Here is a 14,859-nt window from a genome sequence, read left to right as displayed (position 1 = left end):
CGACGCGCATCGGGCGAGGGGCGGGCGGTGAGCGGGCGCCTGCGCGGCTGGATCGAGGGGCTGGGCGACATCTTCTGGCTGCGCCCCGCCCTGCTGGTGCTGCTCGGCATCCTGCTCGGCGAGGCGGCGATCCGGGTGGAGCATGCCGGCCTGCCGACCGGCTGGGCCGAGGCGGGCTGGATCTACGCCGGCGGCGAGTCGGGGGCGCGGGCGCTGCTGGGCGCCATCGCCACCGCCTCGATCGGCGTCGCGGGCACGGTGTTCTCGATCACGGTCGCGGCGCTGTCGCTCGCCTCCGGCCAGATGGGCCCGCGCCTGCTGCGCAACTTCACGCGCGACGCCGGCAACCAAGTGGTGCTCGGCATCTTCCTCGGCACCTTCGCCAACGCGCTGGTGGTGCTGCGCACGGTGCGCGCGGTGGAGGAGGGCAGCTTCGTCCCGCACCTCGCCGTCACCCTGGCGGTGGGGCTCGCGCTGCTCTGCGTCGCGGCGCTGGTCTGGTTCGTCCACCACGTCGCCAGCGGCATCAACGTCGAGACGGTGATCGGGCTGGTGCACGACGAGCTGTGCGCCACCATCGCCACCCTGCCGGCGGCCGGGACGGAGGCGGCCCCGGCGCCCGACGCGCCGTCCGGCGGCCATGCGGTGCGCTTCGCGGGCAGCGGCTACCTGCGCGGCCTCGACGAGCCCGGACTGGCCGACTGGGCGGCGGCGCAGGGGGCGCGGCTGGTGCTGCGCGTGCGGCCCGGCGACTACCTGCTGCCGGGCGGCATCGTCGCGCTGCTGCACGGGCCGGCGGAGGAGACGGAGGCCGCCACGGCCGCCTTCGCGGGCGCGGCCTCGGTGGGCGACCGGCAGGCGGCGGCGCAGGACCTGGAATTCGCCGTGCGCCAGCTCGTCGAGGTCGGGGTGCGGGCGCTGTCCCCCGGCATCAACGACCCGTTCACCGCCATCGCGGTGATCGACCGGCTCGGCGCCGCGCTCTGCGCGGTGGCGTCGCGCCGCCTGCCCGAGCCGGTGCTGCGACGCGACGACCGGCCGGTGCTGTGGCGGCGCGTCACCGACTATGACGGGCTGTGCGACGCGATGTTCCACATGATCCGCCAGAACGGGGCGGGCTCGGCCGCCGTGCTGATCCGGCTCGTCTCGGTGCTGCGGCAGGTCGGGGAGGTGGAGCACGATCCGGCCCGGCGGGCGACGCTGCGGCGGCACGCCGTGCTGGCGCTGGAGGCCGGGCGGCGGGAGGTGAAGGACCCGGCCGGGCTGGCCGATCTGGAGGCGTGCGCGGGGGTTGCGGGGGGCTTCGCCCCCTGCGACCCCCGCCAAGGGGCGTCGCCCCTTGGAACCCCACCAAGGGGCGAAACCCCCTTGGAACCCCCGTTCGGTTCCCAGGCCTCGCGCGTTTCGACGTCGCGGCCGCAGAACGCCGGCGGAGGTCCAGGAACCTGAGGTTCCTGGCGGGTGGGTTCCAGGGAGGGCGGCGCCCTCCCTGGCCGGTGGGGTTCGGGGAGGGCGGAGCCCTCCCCATTGGCAAGGCGGGGTTCGGGGAGGGCGGAGCCCTCCCCATTGGCAAGGCGGGGTTCGGGGAGGGCGGAGCCCTTCCCCGCCGGTTGCCGAGTCCCGGCAGTTGCGCGATAGAGCGATGCAGCCCCGGCCATTTCCGACCGGGGACCGCCACGCACGACAAGCAGGGAGCCGGCCCGGTCCCGACCTGACGCGATCAGGCCGCCGCCGCACCGACCCCGCGCCGATCGCAGGGGAAATGCCATGGCCGACCAGGTCTGGGACAAGTCGCGTCTGCCGAGCCGCCACGTCACCGTCGGGCCGGAGCGCGCGCCGCACCGCTCCTACTACTACGCGATGGGCCTGACCGAACAGGAGATCGACCAGCCCTTCGTCGGCGTCGCCACCTGCTGGAACGAGGCGGCGCCCTGCAACATCGCGCTGAACCGGCAGGCGCAGAGCGTCAAGAAGGGCGTCTCGGAGTCCGGCGGCACGCCGCGCGAGTTCACCACCATCACGGTGACCGACGGCATCGCCATGGGCCACCAGGGCATGAAGTCCTCGCTGGTCAGCCGCGAGATCATCGCCGACAGCGTCGAGCTGACCATGCGCGGCCACTGCTACGACGCGATGGTGGGCCTCGCGGGCTGCGACAAGTCGCTGCCGGGCATGATGATGGCGATGCTGCGCCTGAACGTGCCGAGCGTGTTCATGTATGGCGGCTCGATCCTGCCCGGGAAGTTCAAGGGCAAGGACGTGACCGTGGTGGACGTGTTCGAGGCGGTCGGCCAGCACGCCGCCGGCAACATGTCGGACGAGGACCTGCACGCGCTGGAATGCGTGGCCTGCCCCTCGGCCGGCGCCTGCGGCGGTCAGTTCACCGCCAACACCATGGCGACGGTGAGCGAGGCGATCGGCCTGGCGCTGCCCTTCTCCGCCGGCGCGCCGGCGCCCTACGAGGACCGCGACCGCTGGGCCGTGGAGTCGGGCAAGGCGGTGATGGAGCTGATCCGCCGCAACATCCGCCCGCGCGACATCGTCACGCGCAAGGCGCTGGAGAACGCGGCGGTGGTGGTGGGCGCCACCGGCGGCTCCACCAATGCCGGGCTGCACCTGCCGGCCATGGCCAACGAGGCGGGCATCCGCTTCACCATGGACGACGTGGTGGAGATCATGCGCCGCACGCCCTACATCGCCGACCTCAAGCCGGGCGGGAAGTACGTGGCCTACGACGTGTACAAGGTCGGCGGCATCCCGGTGCTCATCAAGGCGCTGCTCGATGCCGGGCTGCTGCACGGCGACTGCCTGACGGTCACGGGCAAGACGCTGGCCGAGAACCACAAGGACGTGGTGTTCCCGACCGACCAGGACGTGATCTACCCGGTGAGCCGCGCGCTCTCGAAGACCGGCGGCGTGGTCGGGCTGAAGGGCAACCTCGCCCCCGAGGGCGGCATCGTGAAGATCGCCGGCATGAAGACGCTGCGCTTCGAGGGCACGGCGCTTTGCTTCGACTGCGAGGAGGATGCCTTCGCCGCCGTCGAGCAGCGCGCGTACAAGAAGGGCGACATCATCGTCATCCGCTACGAGGGCCCGAAGGGCGGCCCGGGCATGCGCGAGATGCTCTCGACCACGGCCGCGATCTACGGCCAGGGCATGGGCGAGGAGGTGGCGCTGATCACCGATGGCCGCTTCTCCGGCGCCACGCGCGGCTTCTGCATCGGCCATGTCGGGCCCGAGGCGGCGGTGGGCGGGCCGATCGGCCTGCTGCGGAACGGCGACCGCATCGTGATCGACGCCGAGAAGGGCACGATCGACGCGCTGCTCTCCGACGAGGAATGGGCCGCCCGACGCGCCGCGTGGAAGCCGCGCCGGACCGACTACAATTCCGGCGCGCTGTGGAAGTACGCGCAGACCGTGGGCCCCGCCCATCTCGGCGCCGTCACCCAGCCGGGCGCCGCGGCCGAGACCCACATGTACGCCGACCAGTAGGGCCGGCGGCCCCGCCACGCGGCGGGGCTTTGGCCGACCTGGGGCCGACCTGGGGGGCCGACCTGGGGGCCGAACCAGGGCGGCGCGGTGCGGCGGCCGCCCGCCGCCTTGGAGGCCGGCGACCGCTCGCCACTTCCGGGCCGATCGGGCGTTTGCCTTCCCGCCGGAAACAGGCGCCACGGCCTTCGGCGCCCGGGAGAGGATCAGATGCGTCGCCTTCGAAACATCCTGCTGATGGCGGTCGCCGGCGCCGGGCTGGCGGTGGGGCTGGGCGGCTGCGTGGTCGCGCCGGCGCCCGGCTACTACGGGCCCCGCCCCTACTACAGGCCGTACTACCGGCCCTACGGCTACTACTACGCGCCGCGTCCCTATTACCGGTACTGGTAGGGCGCGCGCGATCGTGTGCCGGACGGCCACGAACGGCTCGCGGGACGGGGGTGTTGAGGAGGCATGGCGACGGCCATGAGATTCCAGGCCGTTTCTGTTGCTTGCGGCCCCGAAGGGGGAGCATGATCGCCTGATCCGCTCCTGCTCCGACGGCCCGCGTGCCGAGGGATGAAGATGATGGCGTCAACCCTGTTCCTGGACCCGTCGGTGCTGATCGCCGTGCTGGGTGCCGCCGGCATCGCGGCGATCGGACTTGCCGCTGGCCGGCAGCCGACGCCCCGGCGCGTCCCGGTCCGGGTTCGCCGCCACCCGCGCTGACGGCTCAGGCCGCCGAGGCACGTTTGCGGGGCGGAGGGCGGTGATGCGCCGCCATCCGGCAGGGGCCGCCGGACGGAAGCCAGGTTAGCCTCGCGGTCCGAACGCGGAGCAGGGCTCGCGCCGGCCGAGATCAGGCGAGGTCGAGCCACACCGGCGCGTGGTCGCTCGGCTGCTCCGAGGCGCGCGTGCGCGTGTCCACCTCGAAACGGGAAAGGCGCTCCGAGAGCTCCGGGCTCAGCAATGCGTGGTCGATGCGCAGGCCGCGATTGCCCTCGAAGGCGGGGCCGTAGTCCCAGTAGGTGTAGATTCGCTCGACCGGGTGCAGCGCGCGCAGCGCATCGGTCATGCCGAGGTGCAGCAGCGCCCGCCAGCGCGCCCGCGTCTCCGGCCGTACCAGCGCGTCGGTGGGGGGCAGGCTGCCGGGCGCCAGATCGTGCTCCGCCGGGCAGACATTGTAGTCGCCGAGCACCGCGAAGGGCAGGAACGCGTCCAGCCGGCGCCGCAGCTGCGCCGCGAGGCGCTCCATCCAGGCGAGCTTGTAGCCGTAGCCCTCGTCGCCGCCGGAATTGCCGTTGGGCAGGTAGATGCCGGCGGCGCGGATGCCGGCCGCCTCGACCTCGACGTAGCGGGCCTGCGCATCGGCCTCGTCGCCCGGCAGGGAATCGGCCACCACCTCGAAGGGAACGCGCCCCAGGACCGCGACGCCGTTGCGGCCGCCGCGCTGCCCGACCGCGTGGACGCGGTAGCCGAGGGCCTCGATCTCCAGCGCCGGGAATTCCGCCGCCTGGCACTTGGTCTCCTGCAGGAAGAGCAGGTCCGGCGAGACGCGGCCGAGGAAGTCGAGCAGGTGCGGCACGCGCCGGCGCACCGAGTTGACGTTGAAGCTGGCGAGGCGCAGGCCGCCGCGCGGCGCCGCCGCGCCGTCGGGCACCGCGTCGGTCACGGCCGGTTCAGCCGATCGAGAAGGAGGCGCCGCAGCCGCAGCCGGACACGGCCTGCGGGTTGCGCACGGTGAAGTGGGCGCCGATCAGCTCGTCCGCCCAGTCCAGCTCCGAGCCGGCCAGCAGGTCGAGCGAGACGGGATCGACGAAGACCCGCACCGGCGGCGCCTCGATCACCAGGTCGTCCGGTTGCGCCGCGTCCTCCAGGGCGAAGGTGTACTGGAAGCCCGAGCAGCCGCCGGCGGAGACGCCGACTCGCAGCCCCGCCCCGGGCCGGCCCTCGCGCGCGGCGATCTCGGCCACCTGCGCGGCGGCACGCCCGGTCACCTGGAAGGGGGCGGGGCCGGTGGCCCCTCGATCGGTGGTTCCGGGCGTGGTGGCGCCGGAGTTGACGGTTCCGTCTGGCATCGCTGGAAGACTCCTTGCCCGCAACATAGGCAAGGTGGCGGCCGGGTTCCACCGCATGCCGGCCGGACGCCGCGGCGTCCGGCCGGCGTGTCCATCCGGCGTGTCCATCCGGCCCGGCGGGGAGGGGCGGGGAGGGGCCGTCGCAGGGCCTCCCGCCCCGGCGGGTGCCGGCCGGCTCAGTCCTGGCGCGAGATCAGCTCGAGCCAGGCCGCCAGGCGCTTCTCCGTCCTGTTGGCCTGGTTGTCCTCGTCGAGGGCGAGGCCGACGAAGCGGTCGTCGCGCAGCGCCGCCGAGCCGGTGAAGTCGTAGCCCTCCGTGTCGGTGAAGCCGACCACGCGGGCACCGCGCTCCACCACGATGTCGTAGAGGATGCCGATCGCGTCGATGAAGCTGTCCGGGTAGTTCACCTGGTCGCCGGTGCCGAACAGCGCCACCTTGCGGCCGGCGAGGTTCGCCTCGCGCAGCACGTCGACCCGCGCCTCCCAGTCGGTCTGCAGGTCACCCCCGCCATAGGTGGGGCAGCCGAGGATCAGCAGCGAGGCGTTCTCGAAGTCGGCGCGCTGCGCCTTCTTGATGTCGAGCAGCGTACCGCCGACCTTGCCGTTGATCCGCTTCGCGATCTTGCGGGTGCAGCCGCCGTCCGACCCGTAGATGACCGTGACGCTCATGGGATGACATGCTCCTGTTCGCCGAAGGGCCATTCGGATGGGTCGGTGAGGGCCTCCGCCCGAATTGCTGCGTCGCAGTAAAAATGAAACTGCGAGTGAATCGCATTGATCCAGCGCAAGGACGGCGCCGCCGATTCGTGCCGGAAGGGTGGCGCCCGGCAGGAAGCCGCGGGGTCGTCCCCGCCGCCGGCCCGCGGTTGCGACCCCGGCGAGCGCGGTGGTAAGGCCCGCGCCATGCAGCGCAGGCCCCTCCGGCATGGACCCGGCTGACCAGCAGATGCGCGCCGCCGACCCGGCGTCGCCCGCGCCCCCGCCCGGCCACGCGCTCGCCCCCTGGGCGGTGCGCGCCGAGACCTCGCGCGGGCGGCTGCACCGGGAGCCGGGCGGCGACGCGCGCTCCCCCTTCGGGCGGGACCGCGACCGCATCATCCACAGCACCGCCTTCCGGCGGCTCCAGTACAAGACGCAGGTCTTCGTCTACCACGAGGGCGACCACTTCCGGACCCGGCTGACCCATTCGATCGAGGTGGCGCAGATCGCCCGCTCCATCGCCCGCCGGCTGCGCCTCGACGAGGACCTGGCCGAGGCGCTGGCCCTGGCGCACGACCTCGGCCACCCGCCCTTCGGCCATGCGGGCGAGGAGGCGCTGAACGCCTTCATGCGCCCCTATGGCGGCTTCGACCACAACGCGCAGAGCCTCAAGGCCGTCACCCGGCTGGAGGCGCGCTACGCCGGCTTCGACGGGCTGAACCTGACCTGGGAGACTTTGGAGGGGCTGGCGAAGCACAACGGGCCGCTGCGCCGGCCCACCCCCTACATCGCCGAGTACGACCGCCTGCACCCGCTCGACCTCGCCAGCCACGCCTCGGCCGAGGCGCAGGCGGCGGCGATCGCCGACGACATCGCCTACAACAACCACGACCTCGACGACGGGCTGCGGGCGCGCCTGTTCACCATGGAGGAGGCGGCGTCGCTGCCGCTGATCGGCATGGCGCACGAGATGGCGCTGGCCCGGGGCGACTGGCCGGAGCCGGGGCGGCCGGCCCGGGAAAGGCTGGCCGCCGAGACGATCCGGCGCGTCATCAGCCTGATGATCGAGGACGTGGTGAGCGAGGCGGGGCGGCGCATCACCGCCCTGGCGCCGCGCTCGGTGGACGACATCCGCGCCGCCGGGGCGCCGGTGATCGCCTTCTCGCCCCGCATGGCGGCGATGAACCAGGCGGTGCGGGACTTCCTGTTCACCCGCATGTACCGCCACTGGCGCGTGAACCGGACGACGCAGAAGGTCAAGCGCGTGACCCAGGTGCTGTTCTCCCTGCTGCATGGCGGCCCGCAGATGCTGCCCGACGACTGGCGCGAGCGGGCGGGGGAGGCGGGCAGCCCGCTGGCGGCGCAGGTCGTCTGCGACTACATCGCGGGCATGACCGACCGCTTCGCCCTGGAGGAGCACCGGCGCCTGACCGACCCGAACGTGCCCGGCTGAGGCCCGGCCCGGCCGGGGATCCGGCGACGGGTCCGCCCGGGGTTGCGGCCAGGGTCGCGGCCAGGGTTCCGCCCGGGTTTCCGGTCGGGGCTCCGCCCGGGGACCCCGCCATCCTTCCGCCATCGGGCGCCCCTTTGGCCGCCGCCTTCCGCCGTGCAACATCGCCGCCCCGACTTCCCGCCGCCCCGCGGCGGGCCGCCTACGAAAGCTCCGCCGATGACCGCTTCCGAGAACATCTTCGCCACGCTGCGCCTTCCCGTCCTCGCGGCGCTGCGCGAATTGCTGCCCGAACTGCCCGAGGAGGCGCTGGCGCGCGTGCAGATGGAGCCGCCGCGCGACCCGGCGCATGGCGACATGGCGACCAACGCGGCGCTGGTGGTGGCCAAGGCCGCGCGGCAGGCGCCGCCGAAGCTGGCCGCCGCCCTGGCGGAGAAGCTCTCGGCGCTGCCCGAGGTGGAGAGCGCTGCCCCGGCTGGCCCCGGCTTCGTCAACCTGCGCCTGCGCGAGGATTTCCTGCGCGCCCGGCTGCCGGAGGTGCTGCTGGCGGGGAATGACTACGGCAATTCCAGCCTCGGCGGCGGGGTGCGGGTGAATGTCGAGTACGTCTCGGCCAACCCGACCGGGCCGATGCATGTCGGCCATTGCCGCGGCGCCGTGGTGGGCGACGCGCTCGCCAACCTGCTGGCCAAGGCCGGCTGGGCCGTCACCAAGGAGTACTACGTCAACGATGCCGGGGCGCAGGTGCAGGCGCTCGCCTACGCCGCCTACTGGCGCTACCTCCAGGCGCTCGGCACGACGCTGACCGAGGAGGAATACGCCGCCATGGTGCCGGGCGGCCTGCAGTACCGGGGCGAGTACCTGATCCCGGTGGGCGAGGCGCTGCGCGACCGCTTCGGCGACCGCTACGCGGCGCCCGGGGCGGGCTTCGCCGACCCCTCGCTCTGGCTCGACACGGTGCGCGAATTCGCCGTCGCCGCGATGATGGTCTCGATCCGCGAGGACCTCGCGGCGCTCGGCGTGGCGCAGGACGTGTTCCTCTCCGAGCGCGCGCTGGTGGCGGACGGCGCCGTGGCGCGCGCCATCGCCACGCTCGACGCCAAGGGGCTGATCTACGAGGGCGTGCTGGAGCCGCCCAAGGGCAAGCTGCCCGAGGACTGGGAGGCGCGGCCGCAGACCCTGTTCCGCGCCACGCGGTTCGGCGACGACGTGGACCGGCCGCTGCGCAAGTCGGACGGCTCCAACACCTACTTCGCCAACGACATCGCCTGCCACGCCGACAAGGTGGCGCGCGGCGAGCAGGCGCTGATCGACGTCTGGGGCGCCGACCATGGCGGCTACGTGCCGCGCATGCAGGCCGCCGTGAAGGCGCTGACCGACGGGCAGGTGCCGCTGGAGGTGGTGCTCTGCCAGATCGTGCACGTGCTGAAGGACGGCCAGCCGGTGCGGATGAGCAAGCGCGCCGGCACCTACATCACGCTGCGCGACCTGATCGACGAGGTGGGGCGCGACGCGGTGCGCTTCACCATGCTGACCCGCAAGTCCGACGCGCAGATGGAATTCGACCTCGACAAGGTGGTGGAGCAGTCGCGCGAGAACCCGGTCTTCTACGTGCAGTACGCGCATGCGCGCTGCCGCTCCGTGCTGCGGCAGGTGGAGGACCCCTCGGCCGGGTCGCTGGCCGAGGCGCCGCTCGATTCCCTGACCGATCCGGCGGAGCTGGCGCTGCTCCGGCGCATCCTCGCCTGGCCACGCACCGTGGAGGCGGCGGCGGCGGCGCGCGAGCCGCACCGCATCGCCTTCTTTCTCCATGACTTGGCGAGCGATTTTCACATACTCTGGAACCGTGGGCGCGAGGATTCGACCTTGCGCTTCATCCGGACGGAGGAACCCGCGGCGACGCGGGCGCGGCTGGCGCTGGTGGGGGCCACGGCAGCGGTGATCCGATCCGGCCTCGCGGTCATGGGGGTCGAGCCGGTCGAGGAGATGCGGTGAGCGATGTTCTGATTCCGTCCTATCGGGTCCGTCCGGAACCCGGTGGGCCGCCCTGGCGCCTGATCGGGATCGCCGGCGGCGTTCTGGGCCTGGTCGCGGTCGGCGGCCTTGCCGTCTGGGGTCTCGCCGGCGGCCATGGCGGCGGCGACGGCGTGCGCGTGATCGAGGCCGATCCGCGCCCGCTCAAGATCCGCCCGGAGGACCCGGGCGGGCTGCGCGTCGCCAACCAGGACGAGATCATCTACGACCGGCGCCCGCGCGACGCCGCGCCCGTGCCGCGCGGCATGGCGCCCGAGCCCGAGCTGCCGCAGATCGATCGGCTGCGCGCGCAATTCGCGCCCCAGGTGGCGGCGCCCCAGATTCCCGCGACGCCGGCCGTGACGCCCGGGCCGGTCGCGCCGCCCGCCATGGCGGCGGCCCCGGCCGCCGAGCCGCCGGCCCTCGCCGCCGGCCAGGCGCCCGCGCCCGCCAGCCTCGTGCCGGCCAGCCCCGTGCCGGCCGGCATCTCGCCCGCCAGCCCCGCACCCGCCAGCCCCGCACCAGCCGGTCCCGCACCAGCCGGTCCCGCGCCGGCGGCCGCACCCGCCGCCACGGCGCCCACGCCCGGCGGCCGCGTGCACATCCAGCTCGGGGCGCTGAACTCCGAGGAGGCGGCGCGCGGCGAGTGGGCCAAGCTCTCGGGCCGGCTGCCGGAGCTTCTCGGCGGGCGTCGCCCGGCCATCACGCGGCTGGAGCGGGAGGGCCAGCCCACCCTCTGGCGGCTGCGTGCCGGCGGCTTCGCCGACGCCGCCGCCGGTCGCGCCGCCTGCGAGCAGGTGCGGTCCAGGGGCGGTGCCTGCTCGGTGATCCCCTGAGCACGCCCGCCCACCCCCGGGCGGCGGTCGTCGGCATCGCCGGCCCGGCGCTCTCGGCGGCGGAGGTGGCCCTGTTCCAGGCCGCGCCGCCGGCCGGCGCCATCCTGTTCGCGCGCAACGTCGAGCACCCGGCGCAGCTTCGCGCCCTGTGCGACGCGCTGCGGGCGGTGCTCGGCGACTCGGCGCCGATCCTGATCGACCAGGAAGGCGGCCGCGTCGCCCGGCTGCGCCCGCCGCACTGGCCCGCCCATCCCGCCGCCGCCCGCTTCGAGGACGGTCCGGCGGAAGCGGCGCGCGCCAACGCGGCGCTGATCGGGCTGGACTGCGCGGCCGCCGGCATCGACGTGGTCTGCGCGCCGGTGCTGGACCTGCGCCTGCCCGGCGCGCACGGCATCATCGGCGACCGCGCCTTCTCGGAGCGGCCGGCGGAGGTGGCGCGGCTCGGCCGCGCCTGGTGCGAGGGGCTCCTGGCGGCCGGCGTCACGCCCGTGGTCAAGCACATCCCCGGCCATGGCCGCGCCGCCGCCGACAGCCACCTGGAGCTGCCGCGAGTCGCCGACCCGCCCGCGGCGCTGGCGGCGGACTTCGCCCCGTTCGCGGCGCTGGCGGCCGATCCCGGCCGCGCCGCCTGGGCGATGACGGCGCACATCCTCTACGAATCGCTGGACCCGCGCCGGCCGGCGACGCTCTCGCCCACGGTCATCGGCGAGGTGATCCGCGGCCGGATCGGCTTCGACGGCGTGCTGGTCAGCGACGACCTCGCCATGAAGGCGCTGGCCGGCGACCCCGGCGCGCTCGCCGCCGAGGCGATCGCGGCGGGCTGCGACCTCGTGCTCCACTGCACCGGCGTGCCGGAGGAGACGGCGGCGGTGCTGCGCGGCTGCCCGCCGCTCGCGCCGGCCGGCGCGTCCCGGCTCGCCGCCGCCCGCGCCGCCGCCCGCGCCGCGGCGCGGCCGCTGGACCGCGACGCCCTGCGCGCCGAGCGCGACCGCCATCTCGCGGCCTCCGCGTGACCCAATGGCTGGCCGAGCTGCTGCCCGCGGTGGTGGCCACCGTGCTGGCGGTGACCCTGCACGAGGCGGCGCACGGCTACGCGGCGCTGGCGCTCGGCGACAGCACGGCGAAGCAGGCGGGGCGGCTCAGCCTCAACCCGCTGCGCCACGTGGACCCGGTGGGGACCATCCTGCTGCCCGGCTTCCTGCTGGTCGTGCAGCTCCTCACCATCGGCCGCGTGGAGGCGATGTTCGGCTGGGCCAAGCCGGTGCCGGTGAACCCGCTCCGCTTCCAGGACCCGCGGCGCGGCATGATGCTGGTGGCCATGGCCGGGCCGCTGATGAACTTCCTGCTCGCCTGGCTCGGCGGCCTCGCCGCGCATCCGGTGGACTGGCTGGGCGATTCGCTCGCCGCCGACACCCAGGCCTGGCTCTACCGCGGCATCGCCCTGTTCATCCTGGCGAACCTCGTGCTCGGCCTGTTCAACCTGCTGCCGATCCCGCCGCTGGATGGCGGGCGAATCCTGGTCGGGCTGCTGCCGCTGCCGCTGGCGCGGCAGGTGGCGCGGCTGGAGCGGGCCGGCATCGTCATCGTGCTGCTCGGCCTCCTCGTGCTGCCGCGGCTGATCGACGGCTTCGACCCGCTGGGCTGGCTGCTGCGCGGGCTGGTGCAGCCGGCCTTCGGGCTGGTGCTGCTGCTCTCGGGCAACGGATCGGTGCCGTGAAGGCGCCGCTCCCACGGGGCGGCCGCCGGTGAGCGCCGCCGCCTCGCTGCCGGCGCCGCCCGCGGCGACGCCCCTCCACGCCGGCCAGCCCGGAACGCAGCCGGTGCTGCACCTGCGGCTCGAGGGGTACGAGGGGCCGCTCGACCTGCTGCTCGACCTCGCGCGGGCGCAGAAGGTGGACATCGCCCGCATCTCGATCCTGGCGCTGGTCGACCAGTACCTCGCCGTGATCGACGGGATGCGGGCGGTGCGGCTGGAGGTGGCGGCGGACTGGCTGGTGATGGCCGCCTGGCTCGCCTGGCTGAAGTCCCGCCTGCTGCTGCCCGAGGACGAGAAGAAGCCCGAGGAGGATGCCGAGGCGCTGGCCGGCGCCCTGGCCGGCCGGCTGGCGACGCTGGAGGCGATGCGCGCCGCCGCGCGCTGGCTCGGCGCCCGGCCGCAGCTCGGCCACGAGCTGTTCGCGCGCGGCAGCGCCGAGCGGCTGGTCGAGGAGGACCGCTCCGGCATCCGCGCCGAATTGCCGGCGCTGCTCCAGGCCTACGCCGCCGCGCGGCGCCGGGCGCTGGCACGGCGGCCCTACCAGCCGAAGCAGCGCCGCCTGTGGTCCGTGCAGGAGGCGCTGGCGCGGCTCTCCCGCGCGGTGGGCGAGATGCCGAGCTGGGCGGTGCTGCAACGCTTCATGCCGGCCGGCTTCGAGGACCCGGTGGAGCGGCGCGCGGCGCTGGCCAGCACGCTGATCGCCGGGCTGGAGCTGGCGCGCAGCGGCGGCGTGGAGCTGCGCCAGGACCGCGCCTTCGGGCCGATCCTGCTGCGCCGGCGCACGCCCGGGGAGGAGGAGGCCGAGGGAGGCGGCAGGGATGGCGATAGAAGCGCCGCCTGAGGGCGGGGAAGGGGTGCCGCCGCGGGCCGAGGAACCGGCGGCCACCGCCGTGCCGCCTGCGGGCGGGGCGGGCGACGACGTCGCGCCGCCTGCGGGCGGGGCGGGCAGAGACGCCGCGCCGCCCGCCCCCGGCGCCGATCCCGCCGTGCCGGCCGCGGTGGATGCGGCCGCGCCGCTGCCTGCCCCGCTGGCCGCGCCGCTGCCGGCCCCGCCCGCCCCCGGCTCGCCCGCCTTCGAGCAGGCGCTGCGGCTGGCCGAGGCGCTGGTCTTCGCCGCCGAGCGCCCGGTGCCGACCGCGCGGCTGCGCGAGGTGCTGGCGGCGCAGTCCCTCGCCGTGCTGCCCGCCGAGACGGTGCTCGCGGCCCTGGCCGGGCGCTGCGCGGGCCGGGGCGTCGAGCTGGTCGAGGTGGCCGGCGGCTGGGCCTTCCGCACCGCGCCCGACCTCGCCCCGGCGCTGACCCGCGTCGTCGAGGCGCCGCGCCGGCTGCCGCGCGTGGCGATGGAGACGCTGGCGGTGATCGCCTACCACCAGCCCTGCACCCGTGCCGAGATCGAGGAGATACGCGGCGCCAGCCTCTCGCAGGCGACGGTGGAGTCGCTGCTGGAGATGGGGCTGATCGCCCCGCGCGGGCGCAAGGAGGTGCCGGGCCGGCCGAGCCTCTGGGGCACCACGCCGCGCTTCCTGGAGCAGTTCGGCCTGCGCGCCCTGGGCGACCTGCCCCGCCGGGAGGAGCTGGTGGCGCCGGAGCAGCCCGCCTCGCTGGCGCTGCCCGGACGCTGAGCCGGAAACGCTGACCCGGGAAGGCCGGGCCGGAAGGCTGACCCGGGAAGGCCGGGCCGGAAGGCTGGGCCGGAAAGACCGGGCCGCGGGTCGGGCCCGACGGGCGGCATGGGAGGCGGCGCCGGGCCGCGCGGCCGCCATCGTCGTTCCGCCGCCGCCATCCCATATGTCCCGCCCCGGCGGCGCCGTTCCGGATGCGCCGGCCCAGGAGCGGCGAACCGGGATGGCGGACCGGGGACGGCGGACCGGCCTGCGGCGCGTCGGGCGCCGATTGGCGGCGTGACCGGTTCCTGCTAACGGAGGCCGCCCCCGCAGCCCGTGGGGAGGGATAGCTATGTTCGACCTCGCCTGGTCAGAGATCGCCTTGATCGCCGTGGTGGCGCTCGTCGTCATCGGCCCGAAGGACATGCCCGGGGCCATACGCGGCCTCGCGCGCATGGTGCAGAAGGCCCGCCGCATGGCTGGCGAGTTCCAGGGCCATGTGGACGAGATGGTGCGGGAGGCGAAGCTCGACGACGTGCGGAACCAGATCAACGAGATCCGCAATTTCGACTTCAAGGGCGCCGTCGAGCGCACGGTCGACAACGACGGCTCGCTCCGCAAGAGCTTCACCGAGGACCCGTTCCACGCCCCGGCCGGCGTGGCCACCACCCCGATCGCCGATCCGGGCGGCGGCGCCCCCGGCGATGCCGCCCCGGCCGCCACCCCAGCCGAACCGGCGTCGCCCCCCGCGGCCCCCGCCTTCATCCCGCCCGCCGCCGCGCGCGCCGCGGCGCCGGCCTTCCCGTCGCCCGAGCCCGCGCCGCCGCCATCCGCCTTCGTGCCGCCCGCCTTCGTGCCGCCCGGCGTGACGGCGGAGCCGTCGAACACCCTCGCCGCGCCACCGCTGCCCGCTGCCGCCGAGGCGGCGCCGGCCGCTCCCCCGCCGGCGGCCGGCG

The 14,859-nt window shown here is 75.0% G+C and carries 15 protein-coding genes; 12 read left to right on the top strand and 3 right to left on the bottom strand.

Features of this window, described 5'->3' with window-relative positions:
* Positions 1 to 27: 27 nt before the first annotated feature.
* The 4 genes from M0638_RS05470 to M0638_RS05455 all read left to right on the top strand — a co-directional run bounded on the left by M0638_RS05470 (position 28) and on the right by M0638_RS05455 (position 4,197).
* A complete protein-coding gene (locus M0638_RS05470; protein WP_248665954.1) occupies positions 28 to 1,449 on the top strand; it encodes a DUF2254 domain-containing protein in 1,422 nt (473 codons plus the stop codon).
* A 318-nt stretch (positions 1,450 to 1,767) separates the two neighbouring features.
* Complete coding sequence (gene ilvD / locus M0638_RS05465; protein ID WP_248665953.1) at positions 1,768 to 3,492, top strand: dihydroxy-acid dehydratase; 1,725 nt, start codon at positions 1,768 to 1,770, stop codon at positions 3,490 to 3,492.
* A 207-nt stretch (positions 3,493 to 3,699) separates the two neighbouring features.
* Positions 3,700 to 3,879: a hypothetical protein gene (locus tag M0638_RS05460; protein ID WP_248665952.1), complete on the top strand. Its 180-nt coding sequence runs from the start codon at positions 3,700 to 3,702 to the stop codon at positions 3,877 to 3,879.
* A gap of 177 nt (positions 3,880 to 4,056) precedes the next feature.
* Entirely contained in the window at positions 4,057 to 4,197 is a 141-nt protein-coding gene (locus tag M0638_RS05455; protein ID WP_248665951.1) for a hypothetical protein, read from the top strand.
* A gap of 130 nt (positions 4,198 to 4,327) precedes the next feature.
* On the opposite strand, the gene xth is transcribed toward M0638_RS05455, so the two are convergent.
* The 3 genes from xth to fldA form a co-directional block, all read right to left on the bottom strand.
* On the bottom strand, positions 4,328 to 5,095 hold the full coding sequence (xth, locus tag M0638_RS05450) for an exodeoxyribonuclease III (RefSeq protein ID WP_282571865.1): 768 nt from the start codon (positions 5,093 to 5,095) through the stop codon (positions 4,328 to 4,330).
* Positions 5,096 to 5,147: 52 nt separating this feature from the next.
* Complete coding sequence (locus M0638_RS05445; protein ID WP_248665949.1) at positions 5,148 to 5,546, bottom strand: HesB/IscA family protein; 399 nt, start codon at positions 5,544 to 5,546, stop codon at positions 5,148 to 5,150.
* Positions 5,547 to 5,722: 176 nt separating this feature from the next.
* A complete protein-coding gene (gene fldA / locus M0638_RS05440; protein WP_248665948.1) occupies positions 5,723 to 6,214 on the bottom strand; it encodes a flavodoxin FldA in 492 nt (163 codons plus the stop codon).
* Positions 6,215 to 6,491: 277 nt separating this feature from the next.
* On the opposite strand from fldA, the gene M0638_RS05435 reads away from it, so the two are divergent.
* The 8 genes from M0638_RS05435 to tatB all read left to right on the top strand — a co-directional run.
* Entirely contained in the window at positions 6,492 to 7,697 is a 1,206-nt protein-coding gene (locus M0638_RS05435) for a deoxyguanosinetriphosphate triphosphohydrolase (protein WP_248666001.1), read from the top strand.
* A gap of 216 nt (positions 7,698 to 7,913) precedes the next feature.
* Positions 7,914 to 9,689 (top strand): arginine--tRNA ligase, encoded by a 1,776-nt coding sequence (gene argS / locus M0638_RS05430; protein WP_248665947.1) that lies wholly within the window; start codon positions 7,914 to 7,916, stop codon positions 9,687 to 9,689.
* Entirely contained in the window at positions 9,686 to 10,543 is an 858-nt protein-coding gene (locus M0638_RS29085; protein ID WP_248665946.1) for an SPOR domain-containing protein, read from the top strand. Before argS ends, M0638_RS29085 begins: the two co-directional genes overlap by 4 nt.
* The gene (nagZ, locus tag M0638_RS05420; protein WP_345892998.1) at positions 10,495 to 11,556 is read left to right on the top strand and encodes a beta-N-acetylhexosaminidase; all 1,062 of its coding nucleotides are present in this window, start codon (positions 10,495 to 10,497) and stop codon (positions 11,554 to 11,556) included. The genes M0638_RS29085 and nagZ overlap by 49 nt, the downstream gene beginning before the upstream one ends.
* Positions 11,553 to 12,260: a site-2 protease family protein gene (locus M0638_RS05415; RefSeq protein WP_248665944.1), complete on the top strand. Its 708-nt coding sequence runs from the start codon at positions 11,553 to 11,555 to the stop codon at positions 12,258 to 12,260. Before nagZ ends, M0638_RS05415 begins: the two co-directional genes overlap by 4 nt.
* A gap of 28 nt (positions 12,261 to 12,288) precedes the next feature.
* Positions 12,289 to 13,140, top strand: a complete 852-nt coding sequence (locus M0638_RS05410; protein ID WP_408902992.1) for a segregation and condensation protein A — start codon at positions 12,289 to 12,291, stop codon at positions 13,138 to 13,140.
* Between the two features lie 175 nt (positions 13,141 to 13,315).
* Positions 13,316 to 13,921: an SMC-Scp complex subunit ScpB gene (gene scpB / locus M0638_RS05405; protein ID WP_282571860.1), complete on the top strand. Its 606-nt coding sequence runs from the start codon at positions 13,316 to 13,318 to the stop codon at positions 13,919 to 13,921.
* A gap of 334 nt (positions 13,922 to 14,255) precedes the next feature.
* On the top strand, positions 14,256 to 14,859 hold a 604-nt coding region (gene tatB, locus M0638_RS05400; RefSeq protein WP_248665942.1), incomplete at its 3' end, for a Sec-independent protein translocase protein TatB.

Source organism: Roseomonas acroporae (assembly GCF_023223525.1).
Lineage (GTDB): Bacteria > Pseudomonadota > Alphaproteobacteria > Acetobacterales > Acetobacteraceae > Roseomonas_E > Roseomonas_E acroporae.
This window is presented reverse-complemented; position numbering and strand designations above follow the sequence as displayed.